Source organism: Micrococcus terreus (assembly GCF_900116905.1).
Lineage (GTDB): Bacteria > Actinomycetota > Actinomycetes > Actinomycetales > Micrococcaceae > Citricoccus > Citricoccus terreus.
Window position 1 is genome coordinate 30,151 of record NZ_FPCG01000002.1, and the last position, 24,419, is coordinate 54,569.

The 24,419-nt window shown below is 67.8% G+C and carries 24 protein-coding genes and 1 tRNA gene; 3 read left to right on the forward strand and 22 right to left on the reverse strand.

What is annotated here, in order from left to right; translation table 11 throughout:
• The first annotated feature begins 159 nt into the window (after positions 1-159).
• From BM355_RS02555 to BM355_RS02565, 3 genes are read left to right on the forward strand one after another with little or no spacing between them, the layout of a single operon-like run.
• Positions 160-1,251: an S-(hydroxymethyl)mycothiol dehydrogenase gene (locus BM355_RS02555; RefSeq protein WP_091694104.1), complete on the forward strand. Its 1,092-nt coding sequence runs from the start codon at positions 160-162 to the stop codon at positions 1,249-1,251.
• Positions 1,251-1,883 (forward strand): MBL fold metallo-hydrolase, encoded by a 633-nt coding sequence (locus BM355_RS02560; protein ID WP_091694108.1) that lies wholly within the window; start codon positions 1,251-1,253, stop codon positions 1,881-1,883. The genes BM355_RS02555 and BM355_RS02560 overlap by 1 nt, the downstream gene beginning before the upstream one ends.
• A complete protein-coding gene (locus tag BM355_RS02565) occupies positions 1,880-2,527 on the forward strand; it encodes a uridine kinase family protein (protein ID WP_245760553.1) in 648 nt (215 codons plus the stop codon). The genes BM355_RS02560 and BM355_RS02565 overlap by 4 nt, the downstream gene beginning before the upstream one ends.
• Before the next feature lie 5 nt (positions 2,528-2,532).
• Here BM355_RS02565 and BM355_RS02570 read toward each other — a convergent pair whose 3' ends face one another.
• The 22 genes from BM355_RS02570 to BM355_RS02675 form a co-directional block, all read right to left on the reverse strand.
• Positions 2,533-3,357: a lipoate--protein ligase family protein gene (locus BM355_RS02570; protein ID WP_091694116.1), complete on the reverse strand. Its 825-nt coding sequence runs from the start codon at positions 3,355-3,357 to the stop codon at positions 2,533-2,535.
• Positions 3,354-4,205 carry a thioesterase family protein gene (locus tag BM355_RS02575; protein WP_091694120.1) on the reverse strand — a complete coding sequence of 284 codons (852 nt, stop codon included), beginning with the start codon at positions 4,203-4,205 and terminating at the stop codon, positions 3,354-3,356. Before BM355_RS02575 ends, BM355_RS02570 begins: the two co-directional genes overlap by 4 nt.
• 41 nt (positions 4,206-4,246) lie before the next feature.
• Positions 4,247-5,221 carry a class 1b ribonucleoside-diphosphate reductase subunit beta gene (gene nrdF / locus BM355_RS02580; protein ID WP_091694124.1) on the reverse strand — a complete coding sequence of 325 codons (975 nt, stop codon included), beginning with the start codon at positions 5,219-5,221 and terminating at the stop codon, positions 4,247-4,249.
• Positions 5,222-5,342: 121 nt separating this feature from the next.
• Entirely contained in the window at positions 5,343-7,490 is a 2,148-nt protein-coding gene (gene nrdE, locus BM355_RS02585; RefSeq protein ID WP_091694127.1) for a class 1b ribonucleoside-diphosphate reductase subunit alpha, read from the reverse strand.
• A gap of 11 nt (positions 7,491-7,501) precedes the next feature.
• Positions 7,502-7,975: a class Ib ribonucleoside-diphosphate reductase assembly flavoprotein NrdI gene (gene nrdI / locus BM355_RS02590; protein WP_091694131.1), complete on the reverse strand. Its 474-nt coding sequence runs from the start codon at positions 7,973-7,975 to the stop codon at positions 7,502-7,504.
• 17 nt (positions 7,976-7,992) lie between these two features.
• A complete protein-coding gene (gene nrdH, locus BM355_RS02595) occupies positions 7,993-8,238 on the reverse strand; it encodes a glutaredoxin-like protein NrdH (RefSeq protein ID WP_091694135.1) in 246 nt (81 codons plus the stop codon).
• 416 nt (positions 8,239-8,654) lie between these two features.
• Positions 8,655-9,923, reverse strand: coding sequence for a polysaccharide deacetylase family protein (locus BM355_RS02600; protein WP_091694138.1), 1,269 nt, complete (start codon positions 9,921-9,923; stop codon positions 8,655-8,657).
• Between the two features lie 66 nt (positions 9,924-9,989).
• Positions 9,990-10,790: an SDR family oxidoreductase gene (locus tag BM355_RS02605; RefSeq protein WP_091694142.1), complete on the reverse strand. Its 801-nt coding sequence runs from the start codon at positions 10,788-10,790 to the stop codon at positions 9,990-9,992.
• 53 nt (positions 10,791-10,843) lie between these two features.
• Positions 10,844-11,704 (reverse strand): hypothetical protein, encoded by an 861-nt coding sequence (locus BM355_RS02610; RefSeq protein WP_091694146.1) that lies wholly within the window; start codon positions 11,702-11,704, stop codon positions 10,844-10,846.
• 4 nt (positions 11,705-11,708) lie between these two features.
• Positions 11,709-12,476, reverse strand: coding sequence for an aquaporin Z (gene aqpZ, locus BM355_RS02615; protein ID WP_245760554.1), 768 nt, complete (start codon positions 12,474-12,476; stop codon positions 11,709-11,711).
• 128 nt (positions 12,477-12,604) lie between these two features.
• A tRNA-Ala gene (locus BM355_RS02620) sits at positions 12,605-12,677 on the reverse strand.
• A 108-nt stretch (positions 12,678-12,785) separates the two neighbouring features.
• Positions 12,786-13,445: a histidine phosphatase family protein gene (locus BM355_RS02625; protein WP_091694150.1), complete on the reverse strand. Its 660-nt coding sequence runs from the start codon at positions 13,443-13,445 to the stop codon at positions 12,786-12,788.
• Complete coding sequence (rsfS, locus tag BM355_RS02630) at positions 13,442-13,864, reverse strand: ribosome silencing factor (protein ID WP_091694154.1); 423 nt, start codon at positions 13,862-13,864, stop codon at positions 13,442-13,444. Before rsfS ends, BM355_RS02625 begins: the two co-directional genes overlap by 4 nt.
• Positions 13,865-13,887: 23 nt before the next feature.
• The gene (locus BM355_RS02635) at positions 13,888-14,634 is read right to left on the reverse strand and encodes a hypothetical protein (protein ID WP_091694158.1); all 747 of its coding nucleotides are present in this window, start codon (positions 14,632-14,634) and stop codon (positions 13,888-13,890) included.
• On the reverse strand, positions 14,631-15,305 hold the full coding sequence (gene nadD / locus BM355_RS02640; protein WP_281247551.1) for a nicotinate-nucleotide adenylyltransferase: 675 nt from the start codon (positions 15,303-15,305) through the stop codon (positions 14,631-14,633). Before nadD ends, BM355_RS02635 begins: the two co-directional genes overlap by 4 nt.
• 18 nt (positions 15,306-15,323) lie before the next feature.
• Positions 15,324-15,554 carry a hypothetical protein gene (locus BM355_RS02645; protein WP_091694161.1) on the reverse strand — a complete coding sequence of 77 codons (231 nt, stop codon included), beginning with the start codon at positions 15,552-15,554 and terminating at the stop codon, positions 15,324-15,326.
• A gap of 127 nt (positions 15,555-15,681) precedes the next feature.
• A complete protein-coding gene (locus tag BM355_RS02650; RefSeq protein ID WP_091694164.1) occupies positions 15,682-17,055 on the reverse strand; it encodes a glutamate-5-semialdehyde dehydrogenase in 1,374 nt (457 codons plus the stop codon).
• 38 nt (positions 17,056-17,093) lie between these two features.
• Positions 17,094-18,260 carry a glutamate 5-kinase gene (proB, locus tag BM355_RS02655; RefSeq protein ID WP_091694168.1) on the reverse strand — a complete coding sequence of 389 codons (1,167 nt, stop codon included), beginning with the start codon at positions 18,258-18,260 and terminating at the stop codon, positions 17,094-17,096.
• Positions 18,261-18,262: 2 nt separating this feature from the next.
• The gene (gene obgE / locus BM355_RS02660) at positions 18,263-19,798 is read right to left on the reverse strand and encodes a GTPase ObgE (protein WP_091694171.1); all 1,536 of its coding nucleotides are present in this window, start codon (positions 19,796-19,798) and stop codon (positions 18,263-18,265) included.
• 139 nt (positions 19,799-19,937) lie between these two features.
• Positions 19,938-20,198 (reverse strand): 50S ribosomal protein L27, encoded by a 261-nt coding sequence (gene rpmA, locus BM355_RS02665; protein WP_091694178.1) that lies wholly within the window; start codon positions 20,196-20,198, stop codon positions 19,938-19,940.
• A 103-nt stretch (positions 20,199-20,301) separates the two neighbouring features.
• Positions 20,302-20,610: a 50S ribosomal protein L21 gene (gene rplU / locus BM355_RS02670; RefSeq protein WP_091694181.1), complete on the reverse strand. Its 309-nt coding sequence runs from the start codon at positions 20,608-20,610 to the stop codon at positions 20,302-20,304.
• 271 nt (positions 20,611-20,881) lie between these two features.
• Positions 20,882-23,965 carry an Rne/Rng family ribonuclease gene (locus BM355_RS02675; protein WP_245760555.1) on the reverse strand — a complete coding sequence of 1,028 codons (3,084 nt, stop codon included), beginning with the start codon at positions 23,963-23,965 and terminating at the stop codon, positions 20,882-20,884.
• Between the last annotated feature and the right edge of the window lie 454 nt (positions 23,966-24,419).

Here is a 24,419-nt window from a genome sequence, read left to right on the forward strand (position 1 = left end):
GCCACCAGTGTGCCGCACCCCGGACCCGACACGGTTCGGCCCAACCACCTGCCATGTGATGGACTGGTCACTGCAGACCCCCACAACGTGCCCGACGACGGCGCCTCACCTTCGGTGTGACGGTCGCCTTAGCCCGTGGTGCAGGACAGGAGCAGAACCGTGCCTCAGACCGTGCGTGGCGTGATCGCCATGGAGAAGGATGCCCCGGTGAGCATCCAGGAGATCGTGATCCCCGATCCTGGGCCCGGAGAGGCCGTGGTGGACATCCTGACCTGCGGGGTGTGCCATACCGACCTGCATTACGTCCAGGGTGGGATCGGGGATGAGTACCCGTATCTGCTGGGCCATGAGGCCACCGGAATCGTCTCCCAGATCGGTGAAGGCGTCACCGAGGTCGCAGTCGGTGACAAGGTCATCCTGAACTGGCGTGCCGTGTGCGGTGAGTGCCGGGCCTGCGCCAAGGGGCAGCCTCAGTACTGCTTCGACACCCACAACGCCACCCAGAAGATGACCCTGACCGACGGCACCGAGCTCTCCCCGGCACTGGGCATCGGCGCGTTCTGTGAGAAGACCCTGGTCGCGGCCGGCCAGTGCACCAAGGTCGAGGGCGTCACCGAGGACCAGGACGCCGCCGTGGGCCTGCTGGGCTGCGGCATCATGGCCGGCATCGGGGCGGCCATCAACACCGGAGCCGTCCAGCGCGGCGAGTCCGTGGCCGTCATCGGCTGCGGCGGCGTCGGAGCAGCCGCCATCGCCGGCGCGTCCCTGGCCGGCGCCACCACCATCATCGCCGTGGACCTGGACCCCAAGAAGCTCGAGGCCGCCCAGAAGCTGGGTGCCACCCACACCATCGACTCCAGCCAGACCGACCCGGTCGAGACCATTCGGGAGCTGACCGGAGGGTTCGGCGCCGATGTGGTCATCGACGCCGTGGGCCGGCCCGAGACCTACACCCAGGCCTTCTACGCCCGGGACCTGGCCGGACGCGTCGTCCTGGTCGGCGTGCCCACTCCAGAGATGACCCTGGAGCTGCCGCTGCTGGATGTCTTCGGCCGCGGAGGGTCGCTGAAGTCCTCCTGGTACGGGGACTGCCTGCCCTCCCGGGACTTCCCCATGCTCGTGGAGCAGTACCGACTGGGCCGGTTGGATCTGGATGCCTTCGTCACGGAGAGGATCTCCCTGGACCAGGTCCAGGAGGCCTTCGGCACCATGGCCTCCGGCGACGTGCTGCGCTCGGTGGTGGTCGTCTGATGGCACGCATCGACCATCTGGTCACCTCCGGCACCTTCTCCCTGGACGGGGGGACGTGGGAGGTGGACAACAACGTGTGGATCATCGGCGGCGCCGAGCACTGCGTGGTCATCGACCCCGCCCACGATGCCCGCGCCGTCTGGCGCAAGGTCAACGGACGCCAGGTCCAGGCCATCCTGCTCACCCACGGCCATGACGACCACATCCGCGCGGTCATGGACTTCCGGGAGCTCGTGGACGCCCCCGTGCTGCTGCACCCCGAGGACCGGATGCTCTGGGACGCCGTCTACCCCGACCAGGGACCGGACGGGACCCTGACCGACGGCGAGACCTTCACCATCGCCGGCACCGATCTGCACGTGATCCACACCCCCGGCCACTCCCCCGGCTCGGTCTGCTTCCACGCACCCGATCTGGACGGCGGCACGCTGTTCTCCGGAGACACCCTCTTCCAGGGCGGCCCCGGGGCCACCGGCCGGTCCTACTCGGACTTCGACACCATCATCGACTCCATCCGCACCCGGCTGCTCACCCTGCCCGAGCACACCGTGGTCCACACCGGACATGGAGACGACACCAGGATCGGAGACGAGGCACCCCACCTGCAGGAATGGATCGAGCGCGGCCAGTGAATCGACCGCGCGTCGTGCTGCTCGGCGGCGCGTCCGGGGCGGGCAAGTCCTACCTGGCGTGCCGCCATGGGCGTCCTCACCTTGAGCTTGACGCCTATTACCACGAGATCTCCGACGACGGCCGAAGTGGCGTGCACTTCCCACGCACCCCTTACGGAGAGATCGACTGGGATGACCCACGCACCTGGAACCTGCAGGCGGCTGTGGATGCCTTGGTCGAGCTGATCGAGACGGGCCGCACGCGTATGCCCGACTACTCCATCACCACCTCATCGGTGGTCGGCAGCACGACCCTGGAACTGGGCACAGCGGATTCCTCTGCCGCCACGGTGAGGCCGGGACAGTCCGCAGACCTGATCGTGGCGGAGGGTGTCTTCGCGGATGTGGCCGCGCAGCCCCTGCGGGCGGCCTGCGCCGACCTCGGCGTGCGTGTGGACGCGTACTACATCGACCAGAACACCTTGACCACGGCCACCCGGCGGTTCGCCCGGGATGTGGCAGAGCGGCGCAAGCCGATCCCCTTCCTGGTCCAACGAGGCTGGGCCCTGGCACGCTCGGAACGCAGGAGCAGAGCACGACACCTGCACGCAGGCTTCATCCCCGTCCCCAAGTCCCGCCTCCGCGCGGGCATGCCCGAGCCGTGATGTTCTCAGGGACTGAGCTGCCGGTGTTCTTCTCCAGCCGGTGACGGCGGAACCAGGGTGGCCAGATCCTCGAAGTCCAGACCGTGGTGTGGCCCCAGCCGGTCCCACAGTCGATCGATCACGGTCTGGACCTCCACCGGAGGCTCGGTCCCGGCAGCGGCTCGGGCCTGGTCCGCAGCCCCAGCTGTCTCCGGATCCCAGTCCAGTTCCAACGCCGCATACACGGCCATCAGGACTGCCTGGATGGGCCCAGGATCCTGGATGACCCAGGAGGAGGAGAACAGCCACGCCCCGGAGACCGCACGCTGGGCGGTGCCGATCAGCTTCACCGGGCCACCGTGCGGTCTGTTCCCGTGCACCGAGTACTCGCCCGGGCAGTACTCCCCCGCGATCTGCCCGATCTCAGCGTCCACGCCCGCATCGGCAAGGACCTGACGGTACAGCCCCGCGAAGGATCGGAATCGTTCACGGGATCCGAGCGCGGCGTCCGGCTCCGCCTGCAGGTGGTCCACCACCAAGGACCCCTGGTGGTACGCGGCTGCCCGTCCACCGGCTTGACGGACCACCGGCGTGAAACCATGGGCAAGGCAGGCCTGCCGTGCGGCCTCGAATCCGGGCAGTCGGACATCGCGCTGACCGAAGGCCACTGTCGGCTGGGGACGGTAGACCCGCACCAGCGGCCCGCTCAGTGTTCCGGACTGCAGGGCCCGCAGCAGCCTCACGGAATAGTCCAGGTCCCCCACAGCGCCCAGGCTTCTGGTCTGCACACACCAGGTGACCGGCTCACCCCAGGTGAGGGGGCCGTCGTCGGGAATCTGGGTCTCCTTCATGGGGTGGAGGGGATCCTGCGGATGGTCTGGATCTGTTCCGAGCGTCCGAACGGACCGTGGACATCGTGCAGCACGGCGGAGGTCAGCCCCACTCCGTCTGGACCCACGTTCGAGGTGGTCTGCAGACCCAGATGCTCGCCCGCAGGGAGGCGATGAAGATGGATCTGCAGATCGACGTTGGCGAAGGAGTGACCCCCTGGTCCGGCATCCAGGGCCGGGGCGACGCCGTTGGCCGTGTCCACCATGCCGATCAGCTTGACCATGGGATCGGTCGTCTCGCCCTCGATCATCGGATAGGGATTGGTGAGCCATCCCTGCCCTTGGCCGGGAGCGTGCTCGGGCAGGGCCGAGACGTCGAGGGACTCGATGTAGCCTCCTGGCCACTGACTGATGCCCGGATAGGGGTCGGCCGCCTCCGGACCCCGCATGGCCGGATCGTGATGAACGCTGACCTCGGCGGTGTCCAGGGTGGCCAGTCGCCACGCTCTCCCCACGAGACAGGGCCTGCCTCGACTGATCATGGTCGACTCCACCAGCTCGATGGTCCGGCCCGGGCGGATCGTGCGGGTGAGGACCTCGAACGGCTCGGCGTGTAGCGTGCCCAGGATCTCGAAGGAGAGCCGGGCGACGCGCAGGTCCTCACGGCGCTGGTGGGACTGCAGCTCACCGGCCACGAGCCCGCCCACAGGAGCCATGTGCTGTTCGTCGGCTCGCCAGGCGCCCTGGGTATGGCGGGTGGGGTGGAAGACACCGCGGGAGACGCCGTCGGGGTCCCTGCCAGAAGCCGGCTGGGACTTCAGACGGACGTAGTAGGCATCGGCCTGTGCCCACCTAGTCTCCGCGGTCATCGGCTCGTCTCCTCCAGGTCGAGAGATACCAGGGTCAGGGCTCAGAAGTCCCAGTCGTCGTCCTCGGTGTTCTCGGCCTTGCCGATCACGTAGGAGGAGCCTGAACCGGAGAAGAAATCGTGGTTCTCATCGGCATTGGGGCTCAGAGCCGAGAGGATCGCCGGGTTCACGTCCGTCACGGTGGAGGGGAACATCGCCTCGTAGCCCAGGTTCATCAGGGCCTTGTTGGCGTTGTAGTGCAGGAACTTCTTGACGTCCTCGGCCAGCCCGACCGAGTCGTAGAGGTCATGCGTGTACTGGACCTCGTTCTCATAGAGCTCGAAGAGCAGCTCGAAGGTGTAGTCCTTCAGCTCCGCCTGGCGCTCGGCACGCTCGGTCTCCACACCGCGCTGGAACTTGTAGCCGATGTAGTAGCCGTGGACGGCCTCATCACGGATGATCAGTCGAATCAGGTCAGCGGTGTTGGTCAGCTTCGCGTGCGAGGACCAGTACATAGGCAGGTAGAAGCCGGAGTAGAAGAGGAAGGACTCCAGGATGGTGGAGGCCACCTTCTTCTTCAGCGGGTCATCACCGTGGTAGAAGTCCAGGATGATCTTGGCCTTGCGCTGCAGGTTCTCGTTCTCCTGAGACCACCGGAAGGCATCGTCGATCTGCTTGGTGTTGGCCAGCGTGGAGAAGATCGAGGAGTAGCTCTTGGCGTGGACCGACTCCATGAACGCGATGTTCGTGTAGACGGCCTCCTCATGGGTGGTCAGCGAGTCCGGGATCAGGGAGACCGCACCGACGGTGCCCTGGATGGTGTCCAGCAGGGTGAGCCCGGTGAAGACGCGCATGGTGAGCGTCTTCTCGTCCTCGGTCAACGTGGCCCAGGACTGGATGTCATTGGAGAGCGGCACCTTCTCCGGGAGCCAGAAGTTCGAGGTCAGTCGGTTCCAGACCTCGACGTCCTTGTCATCCTGAATCCGGTTCCAGTTGATCGCGACGACGTGGTCCAGTGTCTTGACCGCTTCGGCCATGATGAATCCTCACTCTGCTCTGCAGTGCTGGCTGCTGTGGTTCGTGGTGGTGCCCGGCGGCGGCACGCTCAGGCAGTGCCGCCGCCGGAATCAGGGGTGGTGGGCTCTGGGGTGCTCCGGGTCAGAGCATGCAGGACACGCAGCCCTCGACCTCGGTGCCCTCCAGTGCCAGCTGGCGCAGGCGGATGTAGTAGATCGTCTTGATGCCCTTGCGCCAGGCGTAGATCTGGGCCCGGTTCAGATCGCGGGTGGTGGCGGTGTCCTTGAAGAACAGCGTCAGTGACAGCCCCTGGTCCACGTGCTGAGTGGCAGCGGCGTAGGTGTCGATGATCTTCTCGTAGCCGATCTCGTACGCGTCGTCGTAGTACTCGAGGTTCTCATTGGACAGGAACGGCGCCGGGTAGTAGACGCGTCCGAGCTTGCCCTCCTTGCGGATCTCGATCTTCGAGGCGACCGGGTGGATCGAGGACGTCGAGTTGTTGATGTAGGAGATCGACCCGGTGGGCGGCACAGCCTGCAGGTTCTGGTTGTAGATGCCGTGCTCCATCACCAGGGCCTTCAGTGCACGCCAGTCATCCTGGGTGGGGATGTGCACGCCCGAGTCGGCGAACAGCTCGGCGACTCGCGCGGTGGCAGGGGCCCACTCCTGGTCGGTGTACTTGTCGAAGAACTCCCCGGTGGCGTACTTCGAGTCCTCGAATCCACCGAAGCGCTGACCGGTCTCCTGAGCGATCAGGTTCGAGGCGCGCAGGGCGTGGTAGAGGACCGTGTAGAAGTAGATGTTCGTGAAGTCGATGCCCTCCTCGGACCCGTAGTGGACCCGCTCCCGGGCGAGGTACCCGTGCAGGTTCATCTGGCCCAGACCGATGGCATGGGAGGAGGTGTTCCCCTTGACGATCGAGGGCACCGAGTTGATCTCCGACATGTTCGACACGGCGGTGAGCGCACGGATGGCCGTCTCGATGGACTGGCCGAAGTCCGGGGAGTCCATGGTCTTGGCGATGTTCATCGACCCGAGGTTGCAGGAGATGTCCTTGCCCACATGGGTGTAGCCCAGGTCGTCGCCGAATTCAGAGGCCTCAGAGACCTGGAGGATCTCGGAGCACAGGTTGGACATGGTGATCCGGCCCTTGATGGGATTGGCCCGGTTCACGGTGTCCTCGAAGACGATGTACGGGTAGCCAGACTCGAACTGGATCTCGGCCAGCGTTTGGAAGAACTCACGGGCGTTGATCTTGGTCTTCTTGATGCGGGCATCGTCGACCATCTCGTAGTACTTCTCGGTGACCGAGATCTCGGTGAACGGCACCCCGTAGACGCGCTGGACGTCGTACGGGCTGAAGAGGTACATGTCCTCGTTCTTCTTGGCCAGTTCGAAGGTGATGTCCGGTATGACCACGCCCAGCGAGAGGGTCTTGATGCGGATCTTCTCATCCGCGTTCTCACGCTTGGTGTCCAGGAAGCGGTAGATGTCCGGATGATGGGCGTGCAGGTACACGGCACCTGCGCCCTGACGGGCACCGAGCTGGTTGGCGTAGGAGAAGGAGTCCTCCAGCAGCTTCATGACCGGGATGACACCGGAGGACTGGTTCTCGATCTGCTTGATCGGCGCGCCGTGCTCGCGGATGTTGGTCAGGGACAGAGCCACACCGCCGCCGCGCTTGGACAGCTGCAGGGAGGAGTTGATGCCACGGGCGATCGACTCCATGTTGTCCTCGATGCGCAGCAGGAAGCAGGAGACCAACTCGCCGCGCTGGGCCTTGCCGGCGTTGAGGAAGGTGGGGGTGGCCGGCTGGAAGCGTCCACCGATCATCTCCTCCATCAGGTGCGTCGCCAGGGTCTCGTCGCCCTGGGCCAGGTGCAGGGCGACCATGCACACGCGGTCCTCATAGCGCTCGAGGTACCGCTTGCCGTCGAAGGTCTTCAGCGCATAGGAGGTGTAGAACTTGAAGGCGCCCAGGAAGGTGGGGAAGCGGAACTTGGCCTTGTAGGCGCGGTCGTACAGCTGGTGGATGAACTCGGAGGAGTACTGCTCGAGGGTCTGCGCCTCGTAGTACTGGTGCTCCACCAGGTAGGCCAGCTTCTCGTCCAGATCATGGAAGAACACGGTGTTGGTGTTCACGTGCTGCAGGAAGTACTGCCGCGCCGCGGCGTGGTCTGCTTCGAACTGGATCCGCCCGTCCGGACCATAGAGATTCAACATGGCGTTCAGCTCGTGGTAGCCGAGGTTCTGCCAGGCATCCGGCATCTGCTTGGCAGAGCGGATCATGTCCTGTTCGGTCAGCGTTGCTCCCAAAACCGTTCCAATCCTTCTCGGACGGCCACGACATCCTCAGCCGTGCCCATCAATTCGAATCTGTACATCAGGGGCACTCCGCACTTGGCGGAGACGATGTCCCCGGCCAGGCAGTAGGCCTCATAGAAGTTGGTGTTTCCTCCGGCGATCACGCCCTGGATCAGGTCCCTGTTGGCCTTGACGTTGAGGAACTTGATCACCTGCTTGGGCACCGCGCCCTTGCCGTCTCCCCCGCCATAGGTGGGCAGCACGAGCACGAACGGCTCGGTGGCCAGCAGCGTGGGCTCCTTGGTCATCAGCGGCAGCCGGGCAACCTGCTCGGCGGCGAAGCCCAGCTTGCCGACGAAGCGGTGGGTGTACCCGGATGCCGAGGAGAAGTAGATCAGCCGAGCGGACACCTGCCGGGGCGATTCGGCCTCGGCGGTGTCCGTTGTCCTCTCGACCAGGGCTGACCTCATGTCCGAGCCTTCGGTGATCAGGCCACCGAGGCCGCTGCCGACTGGGCGAGCTCCTCGATCTTGTCCGGACGGAATCCGGACCAGTGGTCGGCATCGGTGATGACGACCGGGGCCTGCATGTAGCCCATGGCGCGCACGCGCTCGAGCGCCTCGGCATCCTGGGACATGTCCACGGACTGGTAGGCGATGCCCTTCTTGTCCAGGGCGCGGTAGGTCGCGTTGCACTGGACGCAGGCCGGCTTGGTGTAGACGGTGACGGTCATGGTCGCTCCTCTGTGGTGCTGGAGATGACGGGGTCCGCCATGCTCCGTGGTTCACGGTGTTCGGGAAGTCTGTGGGGCCGGCTGCAGGTGTTCACGGGAAGTCCTGGAGCCACGGCCACTGAGGGCCGCTTGCTCGAATAGATACTACATCTTGGGATCGAGGAGTGGTGCGACCACAAGATGATGTGCTTACAAGTGTGTCATTCTGTCCCCGCTTCGTCCACAGGCCACGAGCCGAGGTGTGGACGGGCCAGCAGTCGCTCGATGGCTCAGAACCCACGGGATCACGCGGCACGGACACGCGAGGTCCGACCGAGGCCCGGCCGCCGTCCACAGGTGTGGAGAAGACTGGTGCGAGGTTGTTCACAGCATCGGCGAATCTCGCCGACGGGCGTGTCGCCCGGCGCGTCGTCGTCTCAGGGACGAGCCGGGTCCAACACCGCATCCAGATCGAAGAAGGGGTCCAGGAACCCTCGCCCGGCCAGGTCACGGTCGAAGGTGAGCCCGTCCAGATTGATGCGTGCCTGACGCAGATAACCCTCGTGCCGCTGCATCCAGTGCGGGGTGGAGGTGTCCACCCCGTAGAAGAACTGGAAGCCGGCATCCTGGAGCAGCTCGTACTTGGGTCCTGAATAGGGCGGGACGCGCGAGATGTCGGCGCCGAACGGATAGATCAGGTGGTGGGTCTCCCCCACGATCGGCTGGACTTCGGCGGCCCAGAGATCGGTGTCACGACGTATCCGGTCCATTCCCGAGGTCGTCATGCTCAGGTGGCCCCAGGAATGGGAGGCGAAGACCCACCCGTCCTGCTTCAACGCCTCCGCCACCTGGGTCGCCTCGGCCTGTTTGGCTGCGATGTCGGGGTCGTCGGAGTACTCCGACTCGGAGGTCCGGTGCCCCAGCACCCCGTTGTATCCGGTCACCGCCAGGATCCCCTTGGCGCCCCGGTAGGAGAAGTCAGGGTGCTCGTCCACGAAGCGGTCGACCACGGGCACCACGTCATAGGCGCCGCGGTGCTCGTTGCCCTCCGCGTCGATGTAGGTGTTGGTGACCGAGCCGTCCTCGTCCAGGACCAGGCTGCGGGCGAAGCCGTCCTGCTCCATGTACTCGTAGTAGTTCACATCGTCCTGGGAGAGCACGAGCGGCTTCTTCCCTGGCGGCAGATGGATGTCCCGATACTGCATCTGCCCGTCCGCGTCCAGCGCTGCGATGTCGTCTGGACTCACCAGCACGAAGTCGTTGGCGTGCAGCTGTTCCAGGATCGCCTCGAACTCCTTCAGGGTGACCATGTAGTCCAGATAGCCCTGCTGCATGTGGTCACCGTCGAAGGCCCGCTCCGGATCCACGATCAGCGAGTGGACGAATACATGGGAGATCGCCCCGTTGTCCTCCCAGACCACCGTCTCAGCCTTGCCAGCGGCGGCCTGGTCGCGCAGCTCTTGGGCCTCGCCGGAGTCGATGCCCTCCAGAGTCTTGACGGCGGCATCGTAGTCATAGCTGGCCACCTGGAAGCGTGCGGACTCCACGGCAGCCGCACGGCGCTGCTCCTCCTGCTGGGCGGCCTGCTCCTCGGCGGAGGGAGCGGACGGACTGGCTCCCTCCGAGGAGGGACCACTCTCGCACGCCGTCCCGGCCACCAGCGTGGCAGCCAAGATCCCGGTCAGGACGAATCGCCGTGTGTCCATGGTCCCCTCCTCGTCGGAACTGCGGTGCCGGCTCACGCCAGCTGTCCGCGCTCAGGCATCAGCCTCTCACTGGGCGTCGTTCCAGGACCAGACGTCGTCGCCTCGCAACGTGGCGTCAGCGCCGCCGTCGCAGTAGATGACCTGTCCGGCCAGGTGGGTGTTCTCCTCGCTGGTCAGCCAGGCCAGCAACGTGGCGATCGACTCCGGAGGCTGGTGGTAGTTCAGGGGCATGGGCACGTGGGAGTCCACCATGGCCCGGCTCTCCTCGGTCGCCAGCAGCTGCTGGGTCATCGGGGTCAGCACGGTCCCCGGCGCCACGGCGTTGAGCGGGATCCCCGCGCCAGCCCACTCCGGGGTGATCGAGGCCCGGCGCACCCACCGGGACAGTGCCCGCTTGGACGAGGGGTACACCGCATACCCGGCTTGGGGGCCCTGGTCGGCGAAGCTCTGGGCGATCTCGAGTCCGCGGGCCTCGTCCCCTGCCAAGGCGGCCTCCACCATCTCCGGCGAGTTGGGCTGCAACGAGGCCATGGAGGACACGACGGCGGCCCGCGGGTGGGGTGCCGCAGCCAGGGTGGGGCGCAGGGCCTCCAGGAACTCGACGACGCCGAAGTAGTTCACCGACAGGGTGGCCGGGACCGGAGCCGAGATGCCGGCACAGGCGATCACGGCGTCCACGGAGCCCCCGGCCAGTTCCACGGCCTGCGCAGCGGCGTCCTGGCGGCCCTGCCGTGTGGACAGGTCGGCCTGGACGTCGGCGTCCTTCAGGTCGACGCCGATCACCCGCTGTCCACGCTCACGCAGCAGTGCCGCGGTGGCAGCACCGATCCCTGAGGCCGAGCCGGTGATCACAGAGGTCCTGGTCATGATGAGTCCTTCACTCGCGGGGATGGTCTGCACTCATCCTGTCACCCCTGAGCTCAGGGGTGATCCAGGGCCGCCAGGGTGTCGCGGACCTCCGGCAGATAGTCCTGGTCACCGGCGATCTCCAGCTGATCACGCAACCGGGTCAGCCACTGCCGTCCGGCGTCGCGGTCTCCCAGGGCCACCAGATGTCGTCCGAGGTGCAGGGTCCACAGCCAGACACCCTCCTCGTCTCGGTCCCGCAGGGCCCGACGGCGAGCGTCGTGGAAGACCTGCGCGGCTCGATCCGGCTGTTCGGAGGCCACGGCCGCCTCCGCCAGGTCCAGCACGATCTCATCGATCAGCGCCGGCTGATCCGTGAACTGGTCCGCATGGGCTGAAGCACAGGCCAGGGCTGCGTCCAGACGCGCCACCGCATCGGTGTGCCGCCCCCTCAGGGTGGAGATCTCGCCGGCGAGCACCAGCGAACGGACGTGCAGGGGCACGTCCTCCCCGGGGTGGGCCTCCAGCTCGCGCACCGCGCGGTCGATCAGGACTGCGGCCTCATCCAGCCTCTCGGGACGGGGCTGGACCTGGTCGCCGACGAGGTCCAGGCCCTGGTCGACCTCGAGCTCAGCCTGCTCCACCCAGACCGCGGCCTGAAGGAGTCGGTCACCGTCCCGTCGGGCCCAGTCCTGGATCCGGCCAAGCGCCGAGTGGGCACTGTCGGCATCTCCGATCGAGGTCAGCAGTCCGGCCAAATGGAGTTCCAGGCGTCGAGCCGTCTGCTCCTGGTCGGCGGACTCGTAGGCGGTCACCGCCTGGCGGTACAGTTCGGCGGCGGCCGCCAGGCTGCCCTCGTCCTCCAGGTCGGCGGCCACCTCCCACAGCTCCTCTGCCAGACCGGCTGGATCAGGGAGCTCGCTGGGCGCAGTCACCGGTTCAGGCCTCCGAGGCGGCGCGCTGGGTGGCTTCGTCGAACTCGGTCTGCCCACGGTCACCGGTGAGCATCTTGTAGGTGACGCCGGCGAACAGTGCGCCCACGATCGGGGCGACGATGAACAGCCACACCTGCGACAGCGGCTCAGGACCGGCGAACCAGGCGACGCCGAGAGAGCGGGCCGGGTTGACGGAGGTGTTGGACACGGGGATGGAGATCAGGTGGATCAGTGTCAGGGCCAGACCGATGGCCAGGGGCGCGAAGCCCTTGGGCGCGTGAGTGGAGGTGACGCCCAGGATGACCCAGATGAACACCGCTGTGAGGATGATCTCGATCAGCAGGACAGCCACCAGGGAGTAGCCGCCGGGTGAGAGGTCCCCGAAGCCGTTGGTGGCGAAGCCGGATTCGACGGCGTTGAAGCCCGGTGCGCCGGAGGCGATGACGAACAGCAGTCCGCCGGCCACGGTTGCCCCGAGGATCTGGATCAGGATGTAGGGCAGCACGGCGGCGGCCTCGACACGACCGGCGACCCAGAGACCCAGCGTCACGGCCGGGTTGAAGTGACCGCCGGAGATGTGGCCGAGCGCGTAGGCGCCGGTCACCACGGTCAGTCCGAAGGCCAGGGCGACGCCCAGCCAGCCGATGCCGACCGGGAACCCGGCTTCGGTCATGGCGGTGGCAGCCAGCACGGCCGAGCCGCAGCCGCCGAACACGAGCCAGAAGGTGCCGAGGCCCTCGGCCCAGAGTCGATGCATCATGGTGGGCTTCATCAGGGATGACCTTTCCAGAGGTGCGAGGAGGGACGTCGAGGCCCAGGGTACTCTCCCAGACCCGGCACAGCAGTAGGGCCCGGATCCTGGTGGATCCGGGCCCTACCAGGTCTCAACGAGACCTGCGGTGGAGGTAAGGGGATTCGAACCCCTGACCTTCTGCATGCCATGCAGACGCGCTACCAACTGCGCCATACCCCCGCGTTTCTGCGACCTTCCGGCCGAAGCAACTCATTTAGAGTACACACGCTCTGGGGACCGTTGCAAATCGGCGAGCTGTGGTCCCTGTCACTCGCTTCGGCGCCTCTCTCAGACGTTGTAGTCGGCAATCCTCCAGGAGGTCTGCCGGCCCCCTTCATGGCCAGGATCCCGCTCGCCGAACTCGCCCTCGAGGACGATCATCCGACCGTTCTGGAGTCGCTCCAGGGAGGCGTAGGAGGCGGCTGCGGACTGTCCCTCCCCCACCAGCAGCGCGGTGGCCGCGCGCAGACATCCACCATGGGCGACCACCAGCACCTGCTGATCGTCGTGCTGGCACCACTGCGTCGGCGTGCTCGCCGAGATCAGTCCCCGCAGGGTGCGGATCACGCGCAGGCCGGCCTGCGCAGGGGTCTCCCCGCCCACGGGGCCATGCTCGGGGTGGGCCGCACGCCAGGCGGCGAAGTCCTGGGGCCATCGCGCAGAGATCTCCGCGTAGGTCAACCCCTCCCAGTCTCCGCCCGCGGTCTCCATCAGCCCGTCATCCAGGGTGATGTCCAGGCCGCGATCCCTGACGGCGATCTCCGCCGTGCGTCGTGCTCGCCCCAGAGGCGAGGCGTACACGGCATGCAGGTCGGTCTCTGCCAGACGCCGCGCGGCATCTTCGGCCTGCTGGAGCCCGGTGGCGTTCAACTCGATGTCGGTGCGCCCCTGGTATCGCTCAGCGGCATTCCAGTCGGTCTGCCCGTGACGCAGCAGCAGCAGTCTCACGCCTGGGCGGACTCCTGATCGGTGGTGCCCACCTGGTCGGTCGGTGCGGAGACGGCCGCCGGCAGCCCGAGATCGATCAGCGGGCTGTCCTTCCACAGGCGGTCCAGCGCGTAGAAGGCGCGCTCCTCATCGTGCTGGACGTGGACCACGAAGTGTCCGAAGTCCAGCAGCACCCAGCGTCCCTCGGCACGGCCTTCCCGGCGGAGCGGCTTGAGATCGTGCTCCTCACGCAGCACGTCCTCGATCTCGTCCACGATCGCGTTGACCTGCCGTTCGGAGGGAGCCGAGGCGATCAGGAAGGCATCGGTGAGGCCGATCCGCTCGGCCACGTCCACCGCCAGGATGTTCTCGGCCTGCTTCTCCAGCGCGGCGTGGGCGGCCGAGGTCAGTGCGGTCAGGGTGGTCTGGGGTACGGTCACGGGTTCTCCTGGTGGGGTGTGGTTCAGGTGAGGGTCAGGATCAGTGCGACCACCAGGGCGATCAGCCCCAGGGCCAGCACACCCGCTGCGATCAGCAGCATCCTGCGCTCTCGTCCGACCGCCTCGGAGGCGGCCAGGGAGTCGAGTCCATGGGCGTGGGCCGCCTGCACCGGCTCGTGGCGCATGTCCGGCTCTCGCGGCTCTGAGACAGCGGCAGGGCCCGACGACGTCCCGGCGGCTGAGGCGTTCAACCGCGCCGCACGCTCGGCGAGAGCCTCCTGGCGACGCTGGATCTGCGGATCCACGACGGTGGGATCGCTGTGCTCAGACGTGGCCATGAGCTCAGCCAGCTCGGTGGCCTCCTGCGCGATCGCCGCCCGCTCGGCCTCCAGGGCGGCGGAGCCCAAAGCCTCGGGGTCAGCTGCCAGGGAGTCCAGACTGGTGACCGGCGCCTCGGCACGCCGCGCTGGACTCGAGGATGCGGCGGGCCCTGCCTCAACGGTGTCCTGGGCCGGCGCCGGCCAGTCCGGCAGGAGTCCCTGTTCGCGCAGTCGCCGGGCCTCACGCCGGGTCCTCGGCTGGGGCACCGGGGCGATCTGCGGGACCATTCCGGTCCACGGGGTGATGTCCGTGGGTTCGGTGCTGGCCACCGGAATGTCGATGAACGCCGCCGTGGACGTGAGTCCCTCCGGAGTCCCGGCCTCGGATTCGGCTCGCCGGTGCTGCCGGTGGGAGCGCCGGGGCGGCTGCTCAGGCGTGGATGCGCTCATGCCGAGGTCTCCACGGCGGCGGTGCGCTGTCCTCGGGTGAGGTTGTCCAGGGCCACCTGATCGGACTCAGCGTCCGCGCGGTACAGACGATGCTTGGCGATGTACTGGACCACTCCGTCCGGCACCAGATACCAGACGGGCTTGCCGTCGTTGACCCGCAGGCGGCAGTCAGTGGAGGAGATCGCCATGGCGGGGATCTCCATCAGGGAGATGTCCGTGTCCCGTCCGAAGTCGTTGAGTTCATGCCCTGGACGGGTGACACCCACGAAGTGGGCGAGGTCCCAGATCTCGTCCACGTCCTTCCAGGTCATGATCTGCTCCAGGGCGTCCGCCCCGGTGATGAAGAACAGTTCGGCGTCCGGCCGCTGGGCGCGCAGGTCTCGCAACGTGTCGGCGGTGTAGGTGGGACCGGGACGATCGATGTCCACCCGGGAGACCGTGAAGCGGGGGTTGGATGCGGTGGCGACCACCGTCATCAGGTATCGGTGTTCCGCTGGGGAGACCTTCTTCCCGGCCTTCTGCCAGGGCTCGCCGGTGGGTACGAAGACGACTTCATCCAGGTCCAGCTCTGCGGCGACCTCGCTGGCTGCAACCAGGTGGCCGTGGTGGATGGGGTCGAAGGTCCCGCCCATGATGCCGAGACGGAACCGGCGCGCGGGTGCTTCGATCACAGAGTCAGGACCCGGTGATCAGTGACGTGCCCGGTGGGCGCCGTGTCCGGTGCCGTGCGTGTCCACCGCCGTGGTGGGGGCAGGGTGGCGCTTGCCGACCGAGGTGAAGGACAGGGTGACGAGCAGCAGCAGCATCAGCACTGCGAAGACGCCCCAGCCGAAGACCCAGGCGGGGAAGATCAGCTCGTTGACCACGTGGTGGCCGCCCTCGGCAGCCAGGATGGTCACGCCGGTCTGGATGGTCTGCATGGTTCTCCTCAAGATGGCCGGTGCACACGGGCACAGCACGGTCAATGGTCGCTGGACTCATCCTAGCCGGTCGGCGGACCGAACGAGGTCAACCTCGGCCAGGACGACGCCCCATGATGCTCCTGCGTCAGCTGCGGACCTGGCCGCTGCCGCGCAGGATCCACTTGGTGGTCGTCAGCTCCTCCAGGCCCATGGGTCCGCGCGCGTGCATCTTCTGGGTCGAGATGCCCACCTCGGCGCCCAGCCCCAGTTCCCCGCCGTCCGTGAAACGGGTCGAGGCATTGACGATCACGGCCGCGGAGTCGATCTCGTTCACGAACCGGTCCGCATTCGCCAGGTCGTTGGTCACGATCGCCTCGGTGTGACCGGTGGACCACCGGCGGATATGGTCCATCGCCTCGTCCAGGGACTGCACGGTCTTCACCGCCATCTCCAGCTCGAGGTACTCCCGGCCCCAGTCCTCCTCCTGAGCGGGGCGGATCTGTTCCTCGGCCAGGTCCTGGGGCAGCCAGCGGCGGGCTGCCTCGTCCACGTGGAGCACGACGCCGGCCCGGGCCAGAGCACTGAGCACGGCGGTCCCAGCCTGCTCGGCTTCGGCGTGCAGGATCAGGGTCTCAGCGGCATTGCAGACCGAGGTGCGCTGCGTCTTGGCGTTGAGGGCGATGTCGACCGCCATCTGGACCGGGGCTGTGGCGTCGATGAACAGGTGCACGTTCCCTTCGCCGGTCTCGATGACGGGCACGCGTGCGTTCTGCACCACGGACTGGATCAGGTCATGCCCGCCTCGCGGGATGAGCACATCCACGCTGCCGCGCTGGGACATCAGCTCGGTGGCCCCGGCTCGGCCCAGATCGTCGATCCCCTGGACCAGGTCGGCCGAGAAGCCCTGTGCCTCTGCGGTCTGCCTCAGGATGGCGATCAGGGCTCGGTTGGTCTGCGCGGCGGCAGAGCCTCCGCGCAGGATGACCGCGTTGCCGGACTTCAGGGCCAGACCGGCGATGTCCACGGTGACGTTGGGGCGGGCCTCGTAGATGGCACCGACCACACCGAGCGGCACTCGGATCTGCTGCATCCGCAGTCCATTGGGCAGGTTGCGACCGCGGACCACGTCTCCCACGGGGTCGGGCAGGGCGGCCAGATCCTCCAAGGCCGTGGCCAGAGCCTCCAGACGGGGCCGGTCCAGGGTGAGACGGTCCAGCATCGCCTGGCTGGTGCCGTTCTCCCGGCCGGCCTCCAGGTCCAGGCCGTTCTGGCGCAGCAGGTAGTCGGCGTGAGAGCGCAGGGCCTGAGCCATGGCGATCAGGGTGTCGTCCTTGCGGGCGCGTCCGGCCTGGGCGAGCTCGGGAACGGCTCGCCGAGCGCGTTCGGAGGCGGTGCGGATGGCGGCCTGCACGTCCGGGGTCGCCTCCGTGGACTGCCCCTGGGCCGGCTCGGGTACGGGGTTCGCCTCGTCAACGGCGTTCGCTGCAGAGTGTTCCTGGTGCGCTGGGATGGGAGCCATGTCAGACAGGATAGGCGCAGGAGCTGCTGGTCGGCATTCTACAGCGGCGGGATGACGCGGACGCAGTCGTCCGTGTGGACCACCACCCGTTCGTACTCCGGTCCCAGGTCTGCCCTCAGCTCTGCGGTGGAGCGTCCCAGCATCCGTGGCAGTTCACCGGCCGAGTAGTTGACCAGGCCACGGGCCACCACGGTGCCGTCCGGATCGGCCAGCTCCACGGGGTCACCGGCCTCGAACCGTCCCTCCACACCGATGATCCCGGCGGGCAGCAGTGACCGGCTGTTGCCGACCACCGCCTCCACGGCACCGGCGTCGAGCAGGAGTCGTCCACGCACGTCCGCGAGCAGTCCCAGCCAGGCCGAGCGTGCACTGCGGCGCCGGCCGGACACGGCGAACCAGGTCCCCACGTCCTCCCCTGCCCAGGCCGCTGCCGCCTGGGGCGCGGAGGTGAGCAGGGCGGGGATCCCTGATCCGGTGGCGATCCTCGCGGCCTCGACCTTGGTCACCATTCCGCCGGTTCCCACACCGGCGGGTCCGGCTCGACCGATCACCACACCGTCCAGGTCCTCTTCAGAGCTGATCTCCGGGATCCGCCGGCTGCCGGGGCGGCTGGGCGGTCCGTCGTAGAGGGCGTCCACATCGGAGAGCAGCAGCAGGGCGTCGGCCTTGACCACGTTGGCCACGAGGGCGGCCAGGCGGTCGTTGTCACCGAAGCGGATCTCCTGGGTGGCCACGGTGTCGTTCTCGTTCACCACCGGGACCACCCCGAGGGCGAGCAGCTTCTCCAGGGACCGGTGGGCGTTGGTGAACTGGGTCCGGCGGATCAGGTCCTCGGCGGTGAGCAGCACCTGGGCCACGGTCAGCCCATGACGCTGGAAGGATTCCGTGTAGTGGGAGAGCAGTCGTCCCTGCCCGACGGCGGCCGCGGCCTGCTGAGTGGCCAGGTCACGTGGGCGTTTGGGCAGCCCCAACGGCGCCAGTCCGGCGGCGATGGCTCCCGAGGAGACGAGCACCACCTGGGTGCCGGCGGCCCGGGCCTGGGCGAGCACATCGGTCAGCGCGTCGATGGCCTCCCGGCTCACCCCATCGGAGGTGGTGAGCGAGGAGGATCCGATCTTCACCACGAGCCGACGAGCATCACACAGGGACGCCCGGGAGGTCACCGGCGTGGACGGGGTGCGCGTGGAGCGGACAGCACTGCTCATGCTCAGTCTCCAGAGCTGGGCTCAGTCCAGATGCCGGCCTTGCGCTCGGCCTCCAGCTCGGCCCGAGTGGCGGCACGGGCCTGCTTGCGCTGTTCGTACTCGTCACGCTTCTGCGCACGCGTAGCACGCTCGCGCTCCTCCATGCGCAGGTCGCTGCCACGGGGACCGCCGAGCAGCTCGGCGCCGGCTGCCATGGTGGGCTCCCAGTCGAAGACGACACCGCTCTCGTCATCGCCGATCACCACGGCGTCGCCCGGGGTGGCACCGGCCTTGAACAGGCCGTCCTCCACGCCGAGGCGGTTCAGTCGGTCCGCCAGGTAGCCCACGGCCTCGTCATTGGCGAAGTCGGTCTGGGCGATCCACTTCTCCGGCTTGGAACCGAGCACGCGGAACAGCGGCTCCAGGTTCCGCTCTTCGCGGCGGATGGTGAACTCGGGTGCGCGTGAGGATCGGGGGCGCACCACGACGGGGACCACCGGTTCAGGCTCGGCCTGGCGGGCCCGCGCCTGGGTCACCAGCTCGGCCATGGCGTACTTCAGCGGATCCAGACCCTGGTGGGCCAGAGCCGAGACCTCGATGACCTTCAGTCCACGGCTCTCCAGCACGGCCCGGACCATCTCGGCCATCGCCTGGCCGTCGGGCAGATCCGTCTTGTTCAGGGCCACGATGCGGGGCCGCTCATTCAGCGGCACCACGCCGTCGCCGCCCTGGGAGAAGATCGGCTCCACTGCATAGGCCGCCAGTTCGGCCTCGATGGCCTCGAAGTCGGCGATGGGATCGCGATCGGACTCCAGGGTGCCGCAGTCCAGCACGTGGACCAGGGCTGCGCAGCGTTCGACGTGACGCAGGAACTCCAGTCCGAGCCCCTTGCCCTCGGAGGCGCCGGGGATCAGACCGGGGACGTCGGCCACGGTGTAGCGGACCTCTCCGGCCTGGACCACACCCAGGTTGGGCACCAGGGTGGTGAAGGGATAGTCCGCGATCTTGGGGCGGGCGGCAGACAGGGCCGCGATCAGCGAGGACTTGCCGGCGGACGGGAAGCCGACCAGCGCGATGTCCGCCACGGTCTTGAGCTCCAGCACCACGTCGCGGGCATCACCGGGGATGCCCAGCAGGGCGAAGCCGGGGGCCTTGCGCTTCTGCGAGGCCAGGGCCGCATTGCCCAGTCCTCCCAGTCCGCCTTCGGCCACCACATAGCTGGTGCCCTCGCCGACCATGTCGGCCAGGATGTTGCCCTCCCGGTCCTTGACCACGGTGCCGTCCGGCACGGTCAGCACCAGCGACTCACCGTGCTTGCCGTGACGGAAGTCGCCCTTGCCGCCGTCGCCGTTGCCGGCGTGACGATGCGGTGCATGGTGGTAGGACAGCAGCGTGGTGGTCTGGCTGTCCACCACCAGGGTGACGTCGCCGCCGTTGCCGCCGTTGCCGCCGTCGGGGCCGCCGAGGGGCTTGAACTTCTCCCGCTTCACCGAGACGCAGCCATGCCCCCCGGTGCCGCCGGAGACATGCAGGACCACGCGGTCCACGAAAGCTGCCATGACTGCCTTTCTGGTGGACCGGACGCGGGCCACAGATCAGGATGAAGAAGGTGGATAGACGCAGGCGGGGGCGGGCCGGGAAGGCCCGCCCCCGCCGGAGCGTCACTGCTGGGGAGTCACTCCCCGGACTGCTGCTGGATCACTCAGCGGCAGCAGGCACGATGTTGACGACGGAGCGCCCACGACGGTTGCCGAACTCGACGGCACCGGCGGTCAGGGCGAACAGGGTGTCGTCCTTGCCACGGCCGACGTTGAGGCCGGGGTGGAACTTGGTGCCGCGCTGGCGGACGAGGATCTCGCCGGCGTTGACGGACTGACCGCCGTAGCGCTTGACACCGAGGAACTTCGGGTTGGAGTCGCGGCCGTTCCGGGAGGAACTGCCGGCCTTCTTATGTGCCATGATGCAATCCTTTGCTGTGTGAGTTCCAGCCCGTCAGCCTCGCACAGAGGGCTTGGTCGGCTGGACGGTGGACTCGGGGTGGGATTCTTCAGGTGGAGCGCCGTCAGGCGATCTCGGTGACCTTCACGGTGGACAGCTCAGAGCGGTGACCCTGGCGCCGGATGTAGCCGGTCTTGTTCTTGAACTTCTGGATGATGATCTTGTCACCGCGAGAGTGACCGATCACCTCAGCGGTGACCTTGACCTGGGACAGGGCATCGGCACCGGTCGTGACCTTGTCGCCGTCCACCAGCATGACGGGGGTCAGCTCCACAGAGCCACCGGCCTCAGCGGGGACGCGGTCAAGGGTAATGAGGTCTCCCACAGAGACCTTTTCCTGGCGGCCGCCAGCGCGGACAATCGCGTACACCACTTGGGACTCACTTCTCTCGACATTGACGTTCTGACGTTGTTCTCACTGCTGCTGGGACCACTGACCGCGGCGGGCATCCTGCCTCTCGACGTCCCGGACCTGGGACCCTCCGCACGGGCGGGTCGGTCCCACTCAACGGGAGTGGAGCAGATGACTGAAGAGAGCCGGTCGGCCCATGAGACCCTGGATTCAGGGCACACAGGCCACAGTGGTGGCGCAGCACCGAGTGACCATCCTACCCGCCACTCGGTGACTGCGCCAAATGACACGCTCACTCGGTGCGAGCGATGTCCTCTGCCTTGACACCGACGCCGAGCATCATCGGCGCGGCCGACGGCGCGGATCCCGACTGCTCGGTCTCCGCGCCCGTTGAGGGGGCCTGGCCGGCACTGGCGCTGAAGGTGCTGCCGCTGGCCGTGCCCGGGGCGATCTCCACGGTCTGGATGTCCGCGCCGGTGCCGTCCGAGGACGCGGCCCGACGGCGGCGACGGGCAGGACGGGCCGGAACCTCAGACTCGGTGATCGGGGCCGCCTGGGTCTGCGGCTGCTGCTGGCGGGAGTCCAGCGCGTCCTCCAGTCGGCTCAGATCAGCGGCCGAGCGGTCCCGAGACCGGCCCGTGCCCTGCGGAACCTCGACGGTCTCCCCGCCCAGCGTCAGCACCGGCGTCGAGGGCAGCCTCTGCTCCGACTCCGGCGAGGAGACATCCTGGGTGGCGACCTCGGTGCTCGACTCAGCCGATCCGGCCCGACGAGAGCGACGCCGGCCGCCGCGCGAGCCGGTCGAGGCCCGGCTCTGCTCAGCGGTGTCCTGGGAGCTCTCCGAGGGCGCCTCCGGAGCGGGGGCCGTCTCCTGCTGTGCCTGCTCCTGCCCGGACGCGGACTGCTCAGGTGCCTGGGCGTCGTCGGGCCGGTCTGCGCTGGTCTCCTCGGCGTGGTGCGTGGTGGCCGCGGCGATCGTGGCGAAGGCCGCCCGGGCGGCTTCAGCGCGAGCCTGGCGCTCGGCCTCCTCCTCCGGGGTCAGTGTGGACGAACCGTTCTCGGTGCCGTTCTGCTCCGAGGCGCCCCGCTCCGCCTGGCGTTCGCGGTTGCGGCGCCGCCGCTCGGACCGGGAGCTCTTGCGCGAGCCGTCACCGGAGTCCTGCCCGCCTCCCTCGCCGCGACTGGGACGCGGCTCTCCGTGCGAGTTGTGGGCACGTCGGTGCTCCACCGGGACGTCATGGGTGATGATGCCGCGACCGTTGCAGGCCTCGCAGGTCTCGGAGAAGACCTCCACCAGACCGGTCCCCATGCGCTTGCGCGTCATCTGGACCAGCCCCAGCGAGGTGACCTCGGCCACCTGGTGCTTGGTGCGGTCTCGGCCCAGGCACTCCACGAGCCGGCGCAGCACGAGGTCCCGGTTGGACTCCAGCACCATGTCGATGAAGTCGATCACGATGATGCCGCCGATGTCCCGCAGGCGCAGCTGCCGGACGATCTCCTCCGCGGCCTCCAGGTTGTTCTTGGTGACGGTCTCCTCCAGGTTGCCTCCGGAGCCGGTGAACTTGCCGGTGTTCACATCCACCACGGTCATCGCCTCGGTGCGGTCGATCACCAGCGAGCCGCCGGAGGGCAGGTAGACCTTGCGTTCCAGCGCCTTGTGCAGCTGCTCGTCGATCCGGTGGCCGGAGAAGAGATCCTCGCCGTCGTGGTCCTCGGGCTTCCACTGCTCGACTCGGTCCAGCAGGTGGGGGGCCACATAGGTCACGTAGGCCTCGATGTTGTCCCAGACCTGCTCACCCTGCACGATCATGCCGGAGAAGTCCTCGTTGAAGACGTCACGGACCACCTTGATGGTCAGGTCCGGCTCGGAGTAGAGCAGTTCAGGGGCGAGCACCTTGGTGGAGGTGGAGCTGGCCTCGATCCCCTCCCACTGGGCACGCAGGCGGTTGATGTCGTTCATCAGCTCCTGCTCGGACGTGCCCTCTGCGGCGGTGCGCACGATCACTCCGGCGTTCTCCGGCAGGTGGTCCTTGAGGATCTTCTTCAGGCGCGCACGCTCCACATCCGGGAGCTTGCGGGAGATGCCGGTCATCGACCCGCCGGGCACGTACACCAGGTACCGGCCGGGCAGGGAGATCTGGCTGGTCAGACGGGCGCCCTTATGGCCCACCGGGTCCTTGGTGACCTGGACCAGGACGGAGTCGCCGGACTTCAGGGCGTTCTCGATCTTCTTGGGCTTGCCGTCCAGCTGCGCGGCGTCCCAGTTGACCTCTCCGGCGTAGAGCACGGCGTTGCGGCCCCGTCCGATGTCCACGAACGCGGCCTCCATGGAGGGCAGCACGTTCTGCACCTTGCCCAGGTAGACATTGCCGATGAGGGAGTCCTGCGTGGTGTTGGAGACGAAGTGCTCCGCCAGCACGCCGTCCTCCATGACGGCGATCTGGATCCGGTGCTCGCGCTGGCGCACCAGCATCTTGCGGTCCACCGACTCGCGGCGGGCCAGGAACTCGGCCTCGGTGATCACGTGGCGGCGGCGGTTGCCCTGGCGGGACTCGCGGCGGCGCTGCTTCTTGGCCTCGAGGCGGGTGGAGCCCTTGAGGCTGGTGACCCCCTGAGGGCCGGTGCTGGTGGCCTGGCGCGGTGCACGCACACGAGTGACGGTGTGCTCCAGGTCGCCGTCCGAGCCGCCCTCGAGTTCCAGGTCGGCCTCACCACGGCGGCGGCGGCGACGGCGGCGCGAGACCGATCCCGTGGAGCCGTTGCCCTCGTCATCGGACCCGGTGTCGGCATCCTGATCGGTGGTGGCCGAGTCGTCCTCGGAGGACCCGGACTGGTCCTGCTCGGACCGGCCCTGGTCCGATCCCCCGCTGGAGCCACGGCCCCGCGAACGGCGACGACGGCTGCGGCTGCGGCCCCCGGACCTCTCCTGCTGGCCGTCGGCGTCGTGCTGATCGTCCTGGTCATCACGGTCGTCGCGATCAGCGTCATCCTCGGCGCCAGCCGCGGACTGACGCCGCTGGTCATCCTGACGGCGGCGGCTCGGGACCGGCTGGATGGCAGAGAGATCGGGAGCCTGGAAGATCACGGCCAGCGGATCCACGACGGCGAAGGGGTCCGCCTCGGGCTCAGCGTCGGACTCCGTCTCGGTCGGCTGATCGGACACGTCGTGCGCGCCGGCGGCCTCAGGTGCATCGGCGTCCTCGGCCGAGGGCTCCTCGTCGGCCTCATCGACCTCGGGAACGTCCGAGGCGGTGATCAGTTCGGGCTGCTCGGCGGTCTGCGCCGTCGGCTCCTCTACTGCGGGGGTCGTGACCTCCGCGGCTTCTGCTGCGTCCGCGTCGACGGGTGTTGCGGTGTTCTCATTCTCGGCCGTCATGGACAGCACCTCCAGTCCCGCCACCGGTCCACACTCCCGGCCACGGGACAACCAGGTCCGCGTCGGCTGCGTTGCCCCCGGGGGCGTCCGACCGGGTGATCGGACTCCGGGGTGCCGCCGTCCTGCGGACTCCATGAAGTCTGGGGTGAACCGGTGGTCGGTCCCCGCCGGATGCGGGGCGCCGGATGCCGGAACCAGCGACGTCCGGACTCGGTCCCACCTGTCGTTCCAGGTGCCGTCAGCGGTCTCCGTCAGGCTGCGCGTGCACGGCAGTGCCGCCTCCAGCCGGCGACACTGTACTGGTCGCCTCGGTTCATCGCCTCCGGCCCGGTGGCCGTCTGCTGGATCCACGCACGGTGTGGCCGTGTGCAGATCAACGATCATTCTCTCACACCGGCAGTGGAGACAGCGGCTGAGAGCGGGCTGTGACCGGCACGGGCTCGCCCACGGTCAC